18 protein-coding genes, 1 other RNA gene and 2 pseudogenes are annotated in these 17,781 nt (G+C 51.0%); 15 read left to right on the top strand and 6 right to left on the bottom strand.

Features of this window, described 5'->3' with window-relative positions; translation table 11 throughout:
* The first annotated feature begins 243 nt into the window (after positions 1-243).
* The 3 genes and pseudogenes from tdcR to HBM92_RS25195 form a co-directional block, all read left to right on the top strand.
* Positions 244-462, top strand: a complete 219-nt coding sequence (gene tdcR / locus HBM92_RS25205; protein ID WP_163491126.1) for a transcriptional activator TdcR — start codon at positions 244-246, stop codon at positions 460-462.
* A gap of 255 nt (positions 463-717) precedes the next feature.
* Positions 718-810 (top strand): annotated as a pseudogene (locus HBM92_RS25200) (hypothetical protein); the annotation flags it as partial.
* A 2-nt stretch (positions 811-812) separates the two neighbouring features.
* Positions 813-875, top strand: a pseudogene (locus HBM92_RS25195) (hypothetical protein); the annotation flags it as partial.
* Positions 876-1,018: 143 nt separating this feature from the next.
* Here the strand turns inward: HBM92_RS25195 and rnpB are convergent.
* From rnpB to garP, 5 genes are all read right to left on the bottom strand, one after another.
* An RNA gene (gene rnpB / locus HBM92_RS03055) (RNase P RNA component class A) lies at positions 1,019-1,395 on the bottom strand.
* Positions 1,396-1,427: 32 nt separating this feature from the next.
* The gene (gene garK, locus HBM92_RS03050) at positions 1,428-2,573 is read right to left on the bottom strand and encodes a glycerate 2-kinase (protein WP_001296434.1); all 1,146 of its coding nucleotides are present in this window, start codon (positions 2,571-2,573) and stop codon (positions 1,428-1,430) included.
* A gap of 96 nt (positions 2,574-2,669) precedes the next feature.
* Positions 2,670-3,560, bottom strand: a complete 891-nt coding sequence (gene garR, locus HBM92_RS03045; RefSeq protein WP_001303675.1) for a 2-hydroxy-3-oxopropionate reductase — start codon at positions 3,558-3,560, stop codon at positions 2,670-2,672.
* 29 nt (positions 3,561-3,589) lie between these two features.
* Complete coding sequence (gene garL, locus HBM92_RS03040) at positions 3,590-4,360, bottom strand: 2-dehydro-3-deoxyglucarate aldolase (RefSeq protein ID WP_001058223.1); 771 nt, start codon at positions 4,358-4,360, stop codon at positions 3,590-3,592.
* 15 nt (positions 4,361-4,375) lie between these two features.
* On the bottom strand, positions 4,376-5,710 hold the full coding sequence (gene garP, locus HBM92_RS03035; RefSeq protein WP_000979025.1) for a galactarate/glucarate/glycerate transporter GarP: 1,335 nt from the start codon (positions 5,708-5,710) through the stop codon (positions 4,376-4,378).
* A gap of 374 nt (positions 5,711-6,084) precedes the next feature.
* Between garP and garD the strand changes: the two genes are divergently transcribed.
* From garD to yhaV, 3 genes are all read left to right on the top strand, one after another.
* Positions 6,085-7,656, top strand: coding sequence for a galactarate dehydratase (gene garD, locus HBM92_RS03030; RefSeq protein WP_001273940.1), 1,572 nt, complete (start codon positions 6,085-6,087; stop codon positions 7,654-7,656).
* 148 nt (positions 7,657-7,804) lie between these two features.
* Positions 7,805-8,140 (top strand): type II toxin-antitoxin system antitoxin PrlF, encoded by a 336-nt coding sequence (gene prlF / locus HBM92_RS03025; protein ID WP_001296435.1) that lies wholly within the window; start codon positions 7,805-7,807, stop codon positions 8,138-8,140.
* Entirely contained in the window at positions 8,140-8,604 is a 465-nt protein-coding gene (gene yhaV / locus HBM92_RS03020; RefSeq protein WP_000347252.1) for a type II toxin-antitoxin system ribonuclease toxin YhaV, read from the top strand. Before prlF ends, yhaV begins: the two co-directional genes overlap by 1 nt.
* A 54-nt stretch (positions 8,605-8,658) precedes the next feature.
* Here yhaV and agaR read toward each other — a convergent pair whose 3' ends face one another.
* Positions 8,659-9,468: an aga operon transcriptional regulator AgaR gene (gene agaR, locus HBM92_RS03015; protein ID WP_000072187.1), complete on the bottom strand. Its 810-nt coding sequence runs from the start codon at positions 9,466-9,468 to the stop codon at positions 8,659-8,661.
* A gap of 248 nt (positions 9,469-9,716) precedes the next feature.
* Between agaR and kbaZ the strand changes: the two genes are divergently transcribed.
* The 9 genes from kbaZ to agaB all read left to right on the top strand — a co-directional run bounded on the left by kbaZ (position 9,717) and on the right by agaB (position 17,752).
* Positions 9,717-10,997 carry a tagatose-bisphosphate aldolase subunit KbaZ gene (kbaZ, locus tag HBM92_RS03010; RefSeq protein WP_000681926.1) on the top strand — a complete coding sequence of 427 codons (1,281 nt, stop codon included), beginning with the start codon at positions 9,717-9,719 and terminating at the stop codon, positions 10,995-10,997.
* A gap of 22 nt (positions 10,998-11,019) precedes the next feature.
* Positions 11,020-11,493: a PTS N-acetylgalactosamine transporter subunit IIB gene (agaV, locus tag HBM92_RS03005; RefSeq protein WP_001295547.1), complete on the top strand. Its 474-nt coding sequence runs from the start codon at positions 11,020-11,022 to the stop codon at positions 11,491-11,493.
* Positions 11,494-11,503: 10 nt separating this feature from the next.
* Positions 11,504-12,283, top strand: a complete 780-nt coding sequence (gene agaW / locus HBM92_RS03000) for a PTS N-acetylgalactosamine transporter subunit IIC (RefSeq protein WP_000406214.1) — start codon at positions 11,504-11,506, stop codon at positions 12,281-12,283.
* The gene (agaE, locus tag HBM92_RS02995; protein ID WP_001298314.1) at positions 12,273-13,151 is read left to right on the top strand and encodes a PTS N-acetylgalactosamine transporter subunit IID; all 879 of its coding nucleotides are present in this window, start codon (positions 12,273-12,275) and stop codon (positions 13,149-13,151) included. Before agaW ends, agaE begins: the two co-directional genes overlap by 11 nt.
* A gap of 17 nt (positions 13,152-13,168) precedes the next feature.
* Positions 13,169-13,603: a PTS galactosamine/N-acetylgalactosamine transporter subunit IIA gene (gene agaF / locus HBM92_RS02990; protein WP_000948824.1), complete on the top strand. Its 435-nt coding sequence runs from the start codon at positions 13,169-13,171 to the stop codon at positions 13,601-13,603.
* The gene (nagA, locus tag HBM92_RS02985; protein ID WP_001298321.1) at positions 13,600-14,733 is read left to right on the top strand and encodes an N-acetylglucosamine-6-phosphate deacetylase; all 1,134 of its coding nucleotides are present in this window, start codon (positions 13,600-13,602) and stop codon (positions 14,731-14,733) included. Before agaF ends, nagA begins: the two co-directional genes overlap by 4 nt.
* Positions 14,734-15,081: 348 nt before the next feature.
* The gene (locus HBM92_RS02980) at positions 15,082-16,236 is read left to right on the top strand and encodes an AgaS family sugar isomerase (RefSeq protein ID WP_001114872.1); all 1,155 of its coding nucleotides are present in this window, start codon (positions 15,082-15,084) and stop codon (positions 16,234-16,236) included.
* Positions 16,237-16,248: 12 nt separating this feature from the next.
* A complete protein-coding gene (gene kbaY / locus HBM92_RS02975; protein WP_000022766.1) occupies positions 16,249-17,109 on the top strand; it encodes a tagatose-bisphosphate aldolase subunit KbaY in 861 nt (286 codons plus the stop codon).
* Positions 17,110-17,275: 166 nt separating this feature from the next.
* Positions 17,276-17,752: a PTS galactosamine transporter subunit IIB gene (gene agaB, locus HBM92_RS02970; RefSeq protein WP_000098025.1), complete on the top strand. Its 477-nt coding sequence runs from the start codon at positions 17,276-17,278 to the stop codon at positions 17,750-17,752.
* The last annotated feature ends 29 nt before the right edge of the window (positions 17,753-17,781 follow it).

Raw genomic sequence — 17,781 nt, 5'->3', positions numbered from 1 at the left:
CACTCACAAATTAACTTTCAATACTTTCCATGGCATCGTCACCAAAATTAAATACCCTTAAGTATCAACAAGTTAAAGTATGAAAATCAGCATAAACCCTGACTTTTGTCAAAAAAAATGACGGGGATAACCATATTTTATGGCGATAACATCATTCTTTATGTGGTTAATACAAAAAAGGGGCTGAGACTATATTTCAAGCAATTACCGGATAATTACCAGGCAAAATTTGAGTTAAATTTAATGAGTAAGTTCTCAAATTTTATTATAAACAAACCATTTTCAGCGATAAATAATGCGGCACGTCACATTTTTTCACGCTATTTGTTGGAGAACAAACATTTATTTTATCAATATTTTAAAATTTCGAATACAGGTATTGATCATCTCGAACAATTGATTAACGTCAACTTTTTCTCTTCTGGCAGGACGTCATTTTGTGAATGCAATCGTTTTCCATAAATTCTTCTCCCCTCATAGGCAACGAATAGCATTTTGTGTTGAGGATCACAAAACGAATAATTGCTGGTCGCCGCGATAAGGTCAGACGAAGTCAACAAGGAGGATTTTCGCTGTGCTTTACATCAGCGTAGGCCATAGAATGTTGCTTCGTTGACTGTAATGCCGGGTAAATGAGCATTTTTTGATAGTGCGAAAGAACCCTGCGAGGAAAATAAGCATCTATTATTGTTTGTCATGATGACAAGGCTGGCATCAATGAAAGGCTTCTCAATTGCACATATTTTTCACCCTTCAATGCACGCAGTGGTTAACAATCACAATAGAAATATTGATTATTGGACGGTAAAAATTTAGGTTATAACGCCCAAATGATTCAACGATCGGACAATACCTGCGAACTTACAATTAATGAGAGAAATATATGTATAATTACGACCTTTTAAATGCAATATAGACTTAATAACTTCTTACAAAGTCTGTTATTAATACCGTAGATATTCATCTTACCCTGGGCACCAAAAGCAAAAACCCGCCGAAGCGGGTTTTTACGTAAATCAGGTGAAACTGACCGATAAGCCGGGTTCTGTCGTGGACAGTCATTCATCTAGGCCAGCAATCGCTCACTGGCTCAAGCAGCCTACCCGGGTTCAGTACGGGCCGTACCTTATGAACCCCTATTTGGCCTTGCTCCGGGTGGAGTTTACCGTGCCACGGACTGTTACCAGCCGCGCGGTGCGCTCTTACCGCACCCTTTCACCCTTACCTGATCCCGCTTACGCGGGCCATCGGCGGTTTGCTCTCTGTTGCACTGGTCGTGGGTTTCCCCCCCAGGCGTTACCTGGCACCCTGCCCTATGGAGCCCGGACTTTCCTCCCCTCCGCCCGTCTCCCCCGAAGAGGACGACGACGAAGCGGCGACTGTCTGGTCAGCTTCGGCGCGCAGTATAGAGGGTTTGCGCGCCCTTGTCACCCCGCGTTGCGCATTCCAATCGCCAGTGTCGCGGCGATATTACGTGAAGCACGGCAGATATTGTCATAAGCTCCGCGGAGTGCTTCGTCTAACGTACCAATGCTGGTCAGTACGCTGAAGACCGCATCAATGCCATGCTGATGTACAACGCCAACATCATTGGTCAGGCTACCCGCAATGCCAATCACCGGTTTATGGTACTTCTTCGCCACGTTTGCGACACCAATCGGTACCTTGCCGTGAATACTCTGGCTATCAATACGCCCTTCACCAGTGATCACCAGCGTACAATCGTGAATATGTTCCTCCAGATTCAGCGCCGTAGTGACGATTTCAATACCACTTTTCAGTTCTGCACCAAGAAACGCCATCAGCGCCGCGCCCATACCGCCCGCAGCTCCTGCGCCGGGGACATCTTTCACATCAACATGCAGCGCTTTTTTAATAACATCGGCATAGTGAGAGAGGTTATTGTCCAGCTCGACAATCATCGCCTCACTGGCTCCCTTTTGTGGGCCAAAGATGCGCGAAGCACCACTGTCGCCGACTAACGGGTTGGTGACATCACAAGCGACGCGGATGACACAATCTTTTAAGCGCGGATCGAGACCGGAAATATCAATATCATTCAGAGTATTAAGACTACCGCCGCCAAAACCAATTTCATTGCCGTTGGCATCGCATAATTTCGCCCCCAGCGCCTGTACCATGCCTGCGCCGCCGTCGTTGGTGGCGCTGCCGCCAATGCCGATAATAATGTTTGTCGCACCGCTCTCCAGCGCCTGCAGGATTAACTCGCCAGTACCGCGTGAAGTGGTCACGAGTGGATCGCGTTTTTCCGCAGGTACCAGTTCCAGCCCACTGGCCGCCGCCATTTCGATAAACGCGGTTTTGCCATCGCCGGAGATCCCCCAACTGGCATTCACTTTCTCGCCCAGCGGCCCTGTAACCCAGGCGTGACGTTCAGCCCCCTGGGTGGCTGCAATCATCGCTTCCACCGTTCCTTCACCACCGTCGGCAACCGGAACAGAAACATACTGTGCATCAGGAAAAATTTCCCGAAATCCTTTTTCTATCGCCTGCGCAACCTCGCTGGCAGATAAACTTTCTTTATAAGAGTCTGGGGCGATTACGATTTTCATACCTATGCCTGTTACCACATGACGCCGGAGGGCGTTTCTCTTATTCGGCCTGGATTCCAGGCCCGGATTGCAATACGCCATCCGGGCACGACGTCATTAGCGAGTAACTTCGACTTTCGCCAGTTTTTCGTAGTAGCACGCCAGGGCGCTATGATCCGCCGTTCCTAAACCATCTGCACGCAGTGCCTGCATCATCTCCATAACCGCAGCTGTGAGCGGCAGTTGCGCGCCGACGCCGTGAGAAGTATCCAGCGCATTCGCCAGATCCTTAATATGCAGATCAATACGGAAGCCCGGTTTGAAGTTGCGGTCCATCACCATCGGCGCTTTGGCATCCAGCACGGTACTGCCCGCCAGCCCACCGCGAATTGCCTGATACACCAGATCCGGGTTAACGCCCGCTTTGGTTGCCAGCGTTAACGCTTCTGACATCGCAGCAATATTCAGCGCCACAATGACCTGATTTGCCAGTTTGGTGACGTTACCTGCACCGATTTCCCCGGTATGCACCACGGAACCCGCCATCGCTTTCATCAAATCATAGTATTTGTCGAAAATAGCCTTGTCGCCGCCCACCATCACTGACAGCGTACCGTCGATGGCTTTCGGTTCACCGCCGCTCACCGGGGCGTCCAGCATATCAATGCCTTTCGCTTTCAGCGCTTCGCTGATTTCACGGCTTGCCAGCGGTGCGATAGAACTCATATCGATCAATACCGTACCTGGCTTCGCGCCTTCAATAATGCCATTCTCACCCAGCGCCACCTCTTTCACATGAGGGGAGTTTGGCAGCATGGTTATGATGACGTCGCACTGTTCAGCGATCGCTTTAGCCGTAGAGGCTGTTTCTGCACCTGCAGCAATCACGTCAGCAATAGCTTCTGGGTTACGGTCAGCAACCACCAGCGAGTAACCTGCTTTCAGAAGGTTTTTACTCATTGGTTTACCCATAATCCCCAGGCCAATAAAACCAACTTTCATAGTCATATCAATCATCTCTCTTGTTGCGGTGGTGGTTATTTTTTAAAGGTATCAGCCAGTTTCTGAGTGGCAGAGCGGAAGATGCCGAGATCGCTGCCGACAGCCACAAACGTCGCACCCCATTCCAGATAACGACGCGCATCAGCCTCGACTGGTGCGAGGATGCCGCTGGGTTTGCCGTGCGCGCTGGCACGGTTAAAAATGTGCTGAATTGCTTTTTGTACATCCGGGTGCGAGGCATTGCCGAGATGGCCTAATGCCGCAGCCAGATCGCTGGGGCCGACGAAGATGCCGTCTACACCTTCGGTAGCGGCAATAGCATCGACGTTATCTACGCCCTGCTGACTTTCTATCTGGACCAGAATAGTGATGTTCTTGTTCGACTGAGCGAAATAATCCGCCACGGTGCCAAACATATTGGCGCGGTGAGAAACGGAGACGCCGCGAATGCCTTCCGGTGGGTAACGAGTTGATGCCACCGCCTGCTCTGCTTCCTCTTTTGTTTCTACAAAAGGAATCAGGAAGTTATAGAAACCGATATCCAGAAGACGCTTAATAATTACCGGCTCGTTGGTCGGCACTCGCACTACTGGCGCGCTGGCGCTGCCTTTCAGGGCCATTAACTGCGGAATAAACGTGGAGATATCGTTTGGCGCATGTTCACCATCCAGCACCAGCCAGTCAAACCCAGCCAAACCAAGAACTTCAGTGCTAATCGGGTTAGAGAGAGCTGACCAGCAACCAATTTGTACCTGTTTCGCAGCCAGTGCGGCTTTGAATTTATTCGGGAAAACATCGTTATTCATCGCTTATACCTTTGCTTATTTCTGCAATTCCATACGTTTAATGTCGCCGACTACGAAGAGGTAGCAGACCATCGCCATCAGCGCTGAACATCCCACAAAAACCAGTGCTGCATTGAAGGAGTGCAGTTCACTTACCAGGTAGCCAATCACCAGTGGAGTGACAATGGAGGCAACATTGCCAAAGACGTTAAAGACGCCGCCGCAGAGGCCAACAATCTCTTTCGGCGCGGTGTCAGAAATCACTGGCCAGCCCAGCGCACCAAATCCTTTGCCAAAGAAAGCCAGCGCCATCAGCATGACCACCAGCGTGGTGTTGTTGGTGTAGTTACATAAGATGATGGTGGAAGCCAGCAACATTCCCAGCACAATTGGTAGCTTACGTGCCAGGGTCAGGGACAAACCGCGTTTGATCAGATAATCCGAGAAGACACCTCCCAGCACGCCGCCCGCAAAGCCACACAGTGCCGGAATCGAGGCGACCAGACCCACTTTCAGAATCGACATGCCTTTTTCCTGCACCAGATAAATTGGGAACCAGGTGAGGAAGAACCAGGTGATGGTGTTGATAAAATATTGTCCGAAAAATACGCCCAGCATCATGCGGTTAGAGAGCAATTGCTTGATGTAATGCAGTTTGGGTCCGCTTGCTGCCGCACTGCCCGGCTTTTTGTGGTCCATATCGACCACCGCGCCATTTTCCGAGATAAACTTCAGCTCTTCCGCAGACATACGTGGGTGATCTGTCGGGTTATGAATCAACTTGATCCACAGCGCCGTCAGCACAAAACCAATCACCCCCATAACGGTAAAGACGTGCTCCCAGCCCCAGGCGAAAGTCAGCCAGCCAAGCAGCGGCGAAAAGAGCGCCAACGAGAAATATTGCGCCGAGTTAAAGATGGCGGAGGCAGTACCACGTTCTTTCGTCGGGAACCAGGCGGCGACAATACGGGCGTTCGCCGGGAATGATGGCGCTTCCGAGAACCCCAGCATAAAGCGCATAAAGAACATGGAGATCCCAGCCCAGGCCAGCGGAAACATATCGACAAAGCCTTGCAGGAAGGTGAACAGCGACCAGAAAAAGAGGCTGTAAGTGTAAACTTTCTTCGAGCCAAACTTATCAAGCAGCCAGCCGCCGGGAATTTGCATCAGCAAGTAGGCCCAGCCAAAAGCAGAGAAGATGTAACCCATCGAAACCGCACTTAACTGCAACTCTTTTGCCACTTCGGTACCAGCAATAGACAGCGTTGCACGATCGGCGTAGTTAACGGCGGTAACAATAAAAATAATCAGTAATATTAAATAGCGGGTATGCACGCCTTTCTTTTTTTCGTCAACGGTGTCCAGCATCATTTTATTTACCTCGGGTACTTATGCTGATTTTTATTATTATGGGGAAGGTGTTATTTATGAGTTTCATTTATGCCGTTACGACAATGAACTCGGGAATTAGTATAAGCAGCGCGAGAATAATAATCATTGTGCAAATGCTAATTTAATTAATACTATTTAAATATTATTTTGAGCATATGCACATAAGGTTGCGCGCTAAAGCACAGATTTGCGCTTTACCTTGCCGGGAGGTACTGCAATCCCTGAAATGATTGACATTGATCACATTTCTGCATTTAAACTCCTGACATTCTTATTTCACCCAATGAAGTTATTTATTTTTAAATGAGACCAGGTCCTCATTTTAATAGTCCCTGGCTGGAGAATATTGCACAATGGCCAACATCAAAATCAGACAAGAAACGCCAACTGCGTTTTATATAAAAGTTCACGACACAGATAATGTGGCAATTATTGTTAATGATAATGGCCTGAAAGCAGGAACGCGTTTTCCGGATGGGCTGGAATTAATTGAACATATTCCCCAGGGGCATAAAGTCGCATTGCTGGACATTCCGGCTAATGGTGAAATTATTCGTTATGGCGAGGTGATTGGTTACGCCGTGCGCGCAATCCCACGCGGAAGCTGGATCGACGAATCAATGGTTGTACTACCGGAAGCGCCGCCGTTACATACGCTGCCACTGGCAACCAAAGTCCCGGAACCCTTACCGCCGCTGGAAGGATACACCTTTGAGGGCTATCGCAATGCCGATGGCAGCGTGGGCACCAAAAACCTGCTCGGCATCACCACCAGCGTCCACTGTGTGGCAGGCGTGGTGGACTACGTAGTAAAAATCATTGAACGCGATCTGCTACCGAAATACCCGAACGTCGATGGCGTGGTGGGGCTGAATCATTTGTACGGTTGTGGCGTGGCGATTAACGCACCCGCGGCAGTTGTACCTATTCGTACCATTCACAATATTTCGCTGAACCCTAACTTTGGCGGCGAAGTAATGGTGATTGGTCTGGGTTGTGAAAAGTTGCAGCCTGAACGCCTACTGACTGGAACGGATGATGTGCAAGCTATTCCAGTAGAAAGCGCCAGCATTGTCAGTTTGCAGGATGAAAAGCATGTCGGTTTTCAGTCCATGGTCGAGGATATTTTGCAGGTCGCCGAACGCCATCTACAAAAACTGAATCAACGTCAGCGAGAAACCTGTCCGGCTTCAGAACTGGTTGTCGGCATGCAGTGCGGTGGCAGCGATGCGTTTTCTGGCGTAACGGCAAACCCGGCGGTTGGGTATGCGTCTGATCTATTGGTGCGCTGCGGCGCAACGGTGATGTTTTCAGAAGTCACAGAAGTGCGTGACGCGATACATCTGCTGACACCACGCGCTGTGAACGAAGAGGTCGGCAAACGGCTGCTGGAGGAGATGGAGTGGTACGATAACTATCTCAATATGGGAAAAACCGATCGCAGCGCCAACCCTTCGCCGGGGAACAAGAAAGGCGGTCTGGCAAATGTGGTGGAGAAGGCACTCGGCTCCATTGCTAAATCGGGTAAAAGTGCAATTGTTGAAGTGCTGTCGCCCGGCCAACGCCCGACTAAACGCGGATTAATTTACGCCGCGACGCCAGCCAGCGATTTTGTCTGTGGCACGCAACAGGTGGCTTCGGGTATCACCGTGCAAGTGTTTACGACCGGTCGTGGTACGCCGTACGGCCTGATGGCGGTACCCGTCATTAAAATGGCGACCCGCACCGAGCTGGCGAACCGCTGGTTTGATTTAATGGATATTAACGCGGGCACTATCGCTACCGGCGAAGAAACCATTGAAGAAGTGGGCTGGAAGTTGTTTCACTTTATTCTCGACGTCGCCAGCGGGAAGAAGAAAACTTTCTCGGATCAATGGGGACTGCATAACCAGCTGGCGGTGTTTAACCCGGCACCGGTGACCTGATTTCTTTTGGAACGTCCCTCGCAAAACATGGCCTTAGTGCCATGTTTTTATTGTTTAAAGTCCACACATCCATTAATAATGCATTTGCATTACCTTAGTTCAAGCTTATAATTTGAGCAGAAAACAGGCTGTAAAAGGACAGTAAATAATGCCCGCTAATGCTCGCTCTAACGCTGTACTGACCACTGAATCAAAGGTCACTATACGCGGACAAACAACTATCCCCGCGCCAGTGCGTGAGGCCTTAAAACTGAAGCCTGGCCTGGACAGCATTCATTACGAAATTCTGCCTGGTGGGCAAGTATTTATGTGCCGACTGGGAGATGAACAGGAGGATCATACTATGAATGCATTTTTGCGTTTTCTGGATGCAGATATCCAGAACAACCCGCAAAAAACTCGTCCATTCGACATTCAACAAGGAAAGAAACTTGTCGCTGGCATGGACGTCAACATTGACGATGAGATTGGCGACGACGAATAATGGATTTTCCACAAAGGGTTAATGGTTGGGCGCTATATGCTCATCCCTGTTTTCAGGAAACCTACGATGCTTTAGTTGCCGAAGTCGAGGCATTAAAGGGAAAAGATCCTGAAAATTATCAGAGAAAAGCTGCCACAAAGTTATTGGCGGTGGTCCATAAAGTGATTGAGGAGCATATCACGGTCAATCCATCATCACCGGCATTCCGTCATGGCAAGTCGTTAGGCTCTGGGAAAAATAAAGACTGGTCACGGGTAAAATTTGGCGCTGGTCGCTATCGTCTCTTCTTTCGTTACAGTGAAAAAGAGAAAGTCATCATTCTGGGATGGATGAACGATGAAAACACGCTGCGCACCTACGGTAAAAAAACAGATGCCTATACCGTATTCAGTAAAATGTTAAAAAGAGGACATCCTCCTGCCGACTGGGAAAGCCTCACCCAAGAGACAGAAGAAAGCCATTGATGGTGTTCACAATGCCCGCCGAACGCATTGGTGTTGACCAGCGGGCATCCTTTCTCATTCCCCGACCAGAATCACTTCAACCCCAGCCTTTCTCAGTCCTTCCAGACTATCCGCAGGAATGCCTTCATCAACAATGATCATGTCGATACGTTGAGTATCAATGATCTTATGTAAACTAGAACGATTGAACTTACTGGAATCGGTGACCACGATGATCCGTTCCGCAACTTCGCACATCCGACGGTTTAAACGGGCTTCATCTTCATTATGCGTGCTGACGCCGCGCTCCAGATCGATCGCATCTACACCAAGAAACAGCATATCGAAGTGGTAATTTTGCAGCGATTGCTCAGCCTGATCACCGTAAAAAGATTGCGACTGACGGCGCAAATGCCCCCCGGTCATCAGCAGCTCAACGCCTTCCGCTTCCAGCAACGCATTAGCCACGTTCATACCGTTGGTCATCGCAATTACGTCAGTGTGCTTGCGCATCAGACGAGCAATCTCAAAAGTGGTGGTCCCGGAGTCGAGGATCACCCGATGACCAGGCTGAATCAACTCAACGGCAGCTTTCGCAACGCTGCGTTTCATCGCGGTGTTCAGCGCGCTTTTATCTTCCACTGATGGCTCGACTGACGGCGTTGTGCTATCGCAGATCAACGCGCCACCATAGGCACGCACAGCGATCCCCTGCTTTTCCAGAAACGCCAGATCGTTGCGGATCGTCACAGTAGATACACCATACAACGCCGATAGATCATTAACTTGCACACTTCCTTGCTGGCGCAGGCGTTGAATGATCTGTTCTCGTCGCTCGCTGGTGCCTGTCACTCGCTTCTCACCTGAAGCGTCGGTATTACTCATAGTAAGTCCTTTCGTAAAACTTTCGTTTCATTTCGTTTTGCCTATTAACGCCTTTCTATTAAGCAAATGCAAGCCCACCTTACCCATTGGCGCAAGCTACTCTCGTTTCAGTGGCTTTCATTATGTTTCTTTTGTGAATCAGATCAGAAAACCATTATCTTTCGTTTTATTTTTATCTCACCATGACGCAGTATCAACTGAAACAAAACGAAAGATTAATGTCGCAGTAATCTGAACTGGAGAGGAAAGTGAAACATCTGACAGAAATGGTGAGACAGCACAAAGCGGGCAAAACAAATGGGATTTACGCCGTTTGTTCCGCACATCCGCTGGTGCTGGAAGCTGCAATCCGCTACGCCAGTGCAAACCAAACGCCGTTACTGATTGAAGCAACCTCCAATCAGGTGGACCAGTTCGGCGGTTATACCGGAATGACGCCCGCCGATTTTCGCGGCTTTGTTTGTCAGCTCGCCGACTCGTTGAATTTCCCGCAGGATGCGCTGATTCTGGGTGGTGACCATCTGGGGCCAAACCGCTGGCAAAACCTGCCTGCCGCTCAGGCAATGGCCAATGCCGATGATTTGATTAAAAGCTACGTGGCGGCAGGATTCAAAAAAATTCACCTTGATTGCAGCATGTCCTGTCAGGACGATCCGATTCCCTTAACTGATGACATCGTGGCTGAACGCGCCGCCCGTCTGGCGAAAGTGGCGGAAGAAACCTGTCTTGAACACTTTGGCGAAGCCGATCTGGAGTATGTCATTGGTACCGAAGTCCCGGTGCCTGGCGGCGCGCATGAAACCTTAAGCGAGCTGGCGGTCACCACGCCGGATGCCGCCCGCGCCACGCTGGAAGCCCATCGTCACGCTTTTGAAAAGCAGGGTCTGAATGCCATCTGGCCACGCATCATTGCCCTGGTGGTTCAACCCGGCGTCGAATTCGATCACACCAACGTTATTGATTATCAGCCCGCCAAAGCGACCGCCTTAAGCCAGATGGTCGAAAACTACGAAACGCTGATTTTCGAAGCGCACTCTACCGATTATCAAACACCGCAATCGCTGCGCCAGCTGGTGATTGACCACTTTGCCATTCTGAAAGTTGGCCCGGCGCTGACCTTTGCTCTGCGTGAAGCTCTGTTCTCTCTGGCGGCGATTGAAGAAGAACTGGTGCCAGCAAAAGCCTGTTCTGGTCTGCGTCAGGTGCTGGAAAACGTGATGCTCGACCGCCCGGAATACTGGCAAAGCCACTACCACGGTGACGGCAACGCGCGTCGTCTGGCGCGTGGTTATAGCTACTCGGATCGCGTGCGCTATTACTGGCCGGACAGCCAGATTGATGACGCTTTCGCTCATCTGGTTCGTAATCTGGCGGATTCACCAATTCCGCTGCCGCTGATCAGTCAGTATCTGCCGCTGCAGTACGTGAAAGTTCGCTCCGGCGAGCTGCAGCCAACGCCACGGGAACTCATTATCAACCATATTCAGGACATCCTGGCGCAGTACCACACAGCCTGTGAAGGCCAATAAGCAAAACAAAGAGGAACACGCTATGCCAAATATTGTTTTAAGTCGGATTGATGAACGCTTGATTCACGGTCAGGTCGGCGTTCAGTGGGTCGGATTTGCGGGGGCAAATCTGGTGCTGGTAGCCAACGACGAGGTTGCCGAAGATCCGGTACAACAAAACCTGATGGAAATGGTACTGGCAGAAGGGATCGCCGTACGTTTCTGGACGCTGCAAAAAGTCATCGACAACATTCATCGCGCCGCCGATCGACAGAAAATCCTGCTGGTTTGTAAAACACCGGCCGATTTCCTGACGCTGGTGAAAGGTGGCGTTCCGGTGAATCGCATTAACGTTGGCAATATGCACTACGCCAATGGCAAGCAACAAATCGCCAAAACGGTTTCTGTGGATGCGGGTGATATCGCAGCATTTAACGACCTGAAAGCCGCTGGGGTGGAATGCTTCGTTCAGGGCGTCCCAACAGAGCCTGCTGTGGACCTCTTTAAATTACTTTGAGGGATTCATCATGGAAATCAGTCTGTTGCAGGCATTTGCGTTGGGCATTATCGCCTTTATCGCTGGCCTGGATATGTTTAACGGCTTAACCCATATGCACCGCCCGGTGGTTCTCGGCCCGTTGGTCGGGCTGGTACTTGGCGATCTGCATACCGGTATTTTAACCGGCGGTACGCTGGAACTGGTGTGGATGGGGCTGGCCCCTCTGGCGGGCGCACAGCCGCCTAACGTGATTATCGGTACTATCGTCGGCACGGCGTTTGCCATTACTACTGGCGTGAAACCCGATGTCGCGGTCGGTGTCGCCGTACCTTTCGCTGTCGCAGTACAGATGGGGATTACCTTCCTGTTCTCGGTGATGTCTGGCGTGATGTCCCGCTGCGACCGGATGGCGGAGAACGCCGATACACGCGGCATTGAACGCGTGAACTATCTGGCATTGCTGGCACTCGGCACTTTCTATTTTCTCTGCGCTTTCCTGCCTATCTACTTCGGCGCAGAACATGCCAAAACCATCATTGATGTCCTGCCGCAACGATTAATCGACGGCCTCGGCGTCGCGGGCGGCATCATGCCAGCAATCGGTTTTGCCGTGCTGCTGAAAATCATGATGAAAAACGTCTACATCCCCTACTTCATCCTGGGCTTTGTTGCCGCGGCCTGGCTCAAGTTACCGGTGCTGGCTATTGCTGCCGCCGCGCTGGCGATGGCGCTGATCGACCTGCTGCGTAAATCTCCTGAACCGACTCAACCTGCGGCACAGAAAGAGGAATTTGAAGATGGCATCTAATCAAACCACCCTGCCGAACGTCAGTGAAAACGAAGAAACACTGCTGACTGGCGTCAATGAAAACGTGTATGAAGATCAGAGCATTGGCGCAGAGCTGACGAAAAAAGATATCAACCGCGTCGCCTGGCGTTCCATGCTGTTACAGGCTTCTTTCAACTACGAACGTATGCAGGCTTCCGGCTGGCTGTACGGCCTGCTGCCAGCACTGAAAAAGATCCACACTAATAAACGCGACCTGGCGCGCGCCATGAAGGGGCATATGGGTTTCTTCAATACCCATCCGTTTCTGGTGACGTTTGTTATCGGCATTATCCTTGCGATGGAGCGTTCTAAGCAGGACGTTAACAGTATTCAGAGCACCAAAATTGCCGTCGGTGCGCCGCTCGGCGGGATTGGCGATGCGATGTTCTGGCTAACGCTACTGCCGATTTGTGGCGGGATAGGTGCAAGCCTCGCGCTACAAGGCTCTATTCTTGGCGCTGTCGTCTTTATTGTGCTGTTCAACGTGGTGCACCTGGGGCTGCGTTTTGGTCTGGCGCATTATGCTTACCGCATGGGCGTGGCGGCGATTCCACTCATTAAAGCAAATACCAAAAAAGTCGGCCATGCGGCATCTATCGTTGGGATGACGGTAATCGGCGCGCTGGTGGCAACCTATGTTCGTTTAAGCACCACGCTGGAAATCACCGCGGGCGACGCAGTGGTTAAGTTACAGGCTGATGTTATCGACAAACTGATGCCAGCCTTCTTACCGCTGGTCTACACCCTGACCATGTTCTGGCTGGTACGCCGCGGCTGGAGTCCGCTGCGCCTGATTGCGATTACCGTGGTTCTCGGCATCGTCGGTAAATTCTGCCATTTCCTTTAAATACAATGAGGTATTAGATGTTAAGTATTATTTTGACAGGGCATGGCGGATTTGCCAGCGGCATGGAAAAAGCAATGAAGCAAATTCTCGGTGAGCAATCGCAGTTTATCGCCATCGATTTTCCGGAAACCTCAAGCACCGCGCTGCTTACATCGCAGCTTGAAGAGGCCATCGCCCAACTGGATTGTGAAGACGGCATTGTTTTTCTGACGGATTTGCTGGGCGGCACGCCGTTTCGCGTAGCTTCAACGCTGGCGATGCAAAAACCGGGCTGTGAAGTGATCACCGGCACCAATTTGCAACTGCTACTGGAAATGGTGCTGGAGCGCGAAGGGTTAAGCGGTGAAGAGTTCCGTGTGCAGGCGCTGGAGTGTGGACACCGTGGGCTGACCAGTCTGGTGGACGAGTTAGGCCGCTGCCATGAAGAATGTCCGGTCGAGGAAGGAATATGACACACGTTCTGCGCGCCAGAAGGCTGCTGACTGAAGAGGGATGGCTCGATGACCATCAGTTGCGTATTGCTGACGGTGTAATCGCAGCAATCGAACCGATTCCAGTGGGCGTGACTGAACGCGATGCGGAACTGCTCTGTCCCGCTTACATCGACACCCATGTACACGGTGGTGCGGGCGTTGATGTAATGGATGACGCGCCGGATGTGCTCGACAAGCTGGCAATGCACAAAGCACGCGAAGGTGTCGGCAGTTGGTTACCGACCACCGTAACCGCGCCGCTTAATACCATTCATGCGGCGCTGGAACGTATTGCTCAACGTTGCCAACGCGGCGGACCTGGTGCGCAAGTGCTGGGGAGTTATCTCGAAGGACCGTACTTCACGCCGCAGAATAAAGGCGCGCATCCACCGGAGCTGTTCCGCGAGCTGGAAATTGCCGAGCTGGATCAATTGATTGCCGTTTCTCAGCATACCTTGCGCGTGGTGGCGCTGGCACCGGAAAAAGAAGGGGCATTGCAGGCCATCCGCCATCTTAAACAGCAAAACGTACGGGTGATGCTGGGGCATAGCGCGGCGACCTGGCAACAAACCCGTGCCGCGTTTGATGCTGGTGCCGACGGCCTGGTGCATTGCTATAACGGGATGACAGGTTTACATCACCGCGAACCGGGAATGGTTGGCGCGGGATTAACAGACAAGCGCGCCTGGCTGGAACTGATAGCCGATGGTCATCATGTACATCCGGCGGCAATGTCGCTCTGTTGTTGCTGTGCGAAAGAGAGGATCGTACTGATCACCGACGCGATGCAGGCAGCCGGGATGCCGGATGGTCACTATACGTTATGTGGTGAAGAAGTGCAGATGCGCGGTGGCGTTGTCCGTACCGCGTCCGGTGGGCTGGCGGGCAGTACGCTGTCTGTCGATGCGGCAGTGCGCAACATGGTCGAGTTGACGGGCGTAACGCCTGCGGAAGCCATCCATATGGCGTCGCTGCATCCGGCGCGAATGCTGGGTGTTGATGGTGTTCTGGGATCGCTTAAACCGGGCAAACGCGCCAGCGTCGTTGCGCTGGATAGCGGGCTGCATGTGCAACAAATCTGGATTCAGGGTCAATTAGCTTCGTTTTGATGGTTTGCTCCTTTATTAGGCCTTCACTTCCCCCGTAAGGCCTTCTTTTTCTTTCGTTTTGATCTGTGCAGCGGTGTCGGATGCGACGCTAATGCGTCTTATCCGACCTACGGTTGGTGACCGTAAGGCCGGATAAAGTATTTACGCCGCATCCAGCAATCCCTTTTACTTCCCTTGCCTTTTCTTTCAACGATCACAGATTTCGTTTTATTTCCTTTTTCTTCATTGAACTTTCAGTTTCTTTTCTATAAATTTTAACCAACGAAAGAAATCACCAAGTGAAATGAAACGAAAGGCAAGCGAAAGCGACAACGCCGACGTCAAGTTCATCAGACTAAGGATTGAGTTATGCCAGAAAATTACACCCCTGCTGCTGCCGCAACCGGTACATGGACTGAAGAAGAGATCCGCCATCAGCCTCGCGCATGGATCCGTTCACTCACCAACATCGACGCGCTACGTTCCGCGCTCAATAACTTCCTTGAACCGTTACTGCGCAAAGAGAATCTGCGGATCATCCTGACCGGAGCCGGAACCTCGGCATTTATCGGTGACATCATCGCGCCGTGGCTCGCCAGCCATACCGGTAAAAACTTCAGCGCCGTACCGACCACCGATCTGGTCACTAATCCGATGGACTACCTGAATCCAGCTCATCCGCTGCTGTTGATCTCCTTCGGTCGATCCGGCAACAGCCCGGAAAGCGTCGCCGCCGTGGAACTGGCAAATCAATTTGTACCAGAATGCTATCACCTGCCGATCACCTGCAACGAAGCGGGCGCTCTTTACCAAAACGCGATCAACAGCGACAACGCGTTTGCCCTGCTGATGCCCGCAGAAACGCACGATCGCGGCTTCGCGATGACCAGCAGCATTACCACCATGATGGCCAGCTGCCTCGCGGTTTTCGCACCTGAGACGATCAACAGCCAAACCTTCCGCGATGTGGCGGATCGTTGCCAGGCGATCCTGACCTCACTGGGCGATTTCAGCGAAGGTGTGTTTGGTTACGCACCGTGGAAACGGATCGTTTATCTCGGCAGCGGTGGCTTACAGGGCGCAGCACGCGAGTCGGCGCTGAAAGTGCTGGAACTGACAGCGGGTAAACTGGCGGCCTTCTATGATTCCCCGACCGGATTCCGTCATGGCCCGAAATCGCTGGTCGATAACGAAACGCTGGTGGTGGTGTTTGTCTCCAGCCACCCTTACACCCGTCAGTATGATCTTGATCTGCTGGCAGAACTCCGCCGCGATAACCAGGCAATGCGCGTAATCGCCATCGCCGCGGAAAGCAACGACGTTATTGCCGCCGGTCCACATATCATCCTGCCGCCGTCCCGTCACTTTATCGACGTTGAGCAGGCATTTTGCTTCCTGATGTACGCCCAGACATTTGCACTGATGCAGTCGCTGCACATGGGTAATACGCCGGATACCCCATCAGCCAGTGGCACCGTTAACCGCGTGGTGCAAGGCGTAATCATTCATCCGTGGCAGGCATAAGAGGATCGCATTATGAGCATTATCTCCACCAAATATCTGTTACAGGACGCCCAGGCCAATGGCTACGCGGTGCCTGCCTTTAACATTCATAACGCCGAGACGATCCAGGCGATCCTCGAAGTGTGCAGTGAAATGCGATCGCCGGTGATCCTCGCCGGGACGCCGGGGACCTTTAAGCATATCGCGCTGGAAGAGATCTACGCCCTGTGTAGCGCCTATTCCACGACCTATAACATGCCGCTGGCACTGCATCTTGATCACCACGAATCGCTGGATGATATTCGCCGTAAAGTCCACGCAGGCGTGCGCAGCGCGATGATCGACGGCAGTCATTTCCCGTTTGCCGAGAACGTGAAGCTGGTGAAATCGGTTGTCGACTTCTGCCACTCCCAGGATTGCAGCGTGGAAGCAGAACTGGGCCGCCTCGGCGGTGTTGAAGATGACATGAGCGTTGACGCCGAAAGTGCATTCCTGACCGATCCACAAGAAGCTAAACGCTTTGTCGAACTGACTGGCGTCGACAGCCTGGCGGTAGCGATTGGTACGGCGCACGGCTTATACAGCAAAACGCCGAAGATTGATTTCCAGCGGCTGGCGGAAATTCGTGAAGTGGTGGATGTTCCTCTGGTGCTGCATGGTGCCAGCGATGTCCCGGATGAATTTGTCCGTCGCACTATTGAACTTGGCGTAACAAAAGTGAACGTTGCCACAGAATTAAAAATAGCCTTCGCTGGCGCGGTTAAAGCCTGGTTTGCGGAAAATCCTCAGGGTAATGATCCTCGTTATTATATGCGCGTCGGAATGGATGCGATGAAAGAAGTTGTCAGAAATAAAATTAATGTCTGTGGTTCAGCGAATCGAATTTCAGCATAATCATTAGTTTTTTATGATTTATCCCAATGTACTTCCCGATTAATATCGGGGAGTGCCTTAATGGTAAAGGAGATAACTAAACCTTAATAAATACATCAGTACAATATCGCAACAATAATATATTTAAAAAGATTATATTATTCAACTTTATGGTGAGGATTACACAATGAGCAGTCCAAATATTCTCTTAACCCGTATTGATAACCGTCTGGTTCACGGTCAGGTTGGCGTGACCTGGACATCCACCATCGGTGCGAATCTGTTGGTAGTCGTGGATGATGTTGTCGCTAACGATGATATTCAACAGAAATTAATGGGTATTACCGCAGAAACCTACGGCTTTGGCATTCGTTTCTTTACTATCGAAAAAACCATTAACGTCATCGGCAAAGCTGCACCACATCAGAAGATCTTCCTGATTTGCCGTACGCCACAAACGGTACGTAAATTGGTAGAAGGTGGTATTGACCTGAAAGATGTCAACGTCGGCAATATGCATTTCTCGGAAGGGAAAAAGCAAATCAGCAGTAAAGTTTATGTCGATGACCAGGATCTCACGGACTTACGTTTTATTAAACAACGTGGCGTGAATGTTTTCATTCAGGACGTCCCTGGCGATCAAAAAGAACAAATCCCTGACTAAATCTAAAATCGCCTTAATATTGGTTTGAG

The sequence above is a fragment of the Escherichia sp. E.sYA108 genome (assembly GCF_011754335.1).
In the GTDB taxonomy this organism is placed as follows: Bacteria; Pseudomonadota; Gammaproteobacteria; order Enterobacterales; family Enterobacteriaceae; genus Escherichia; species Escherichia coli.
The sequence above is the reverse complement of the archived record's forward strand: the minus strand, read 5'-3'. Positions and strand labels throughout refer to the sequence as shown.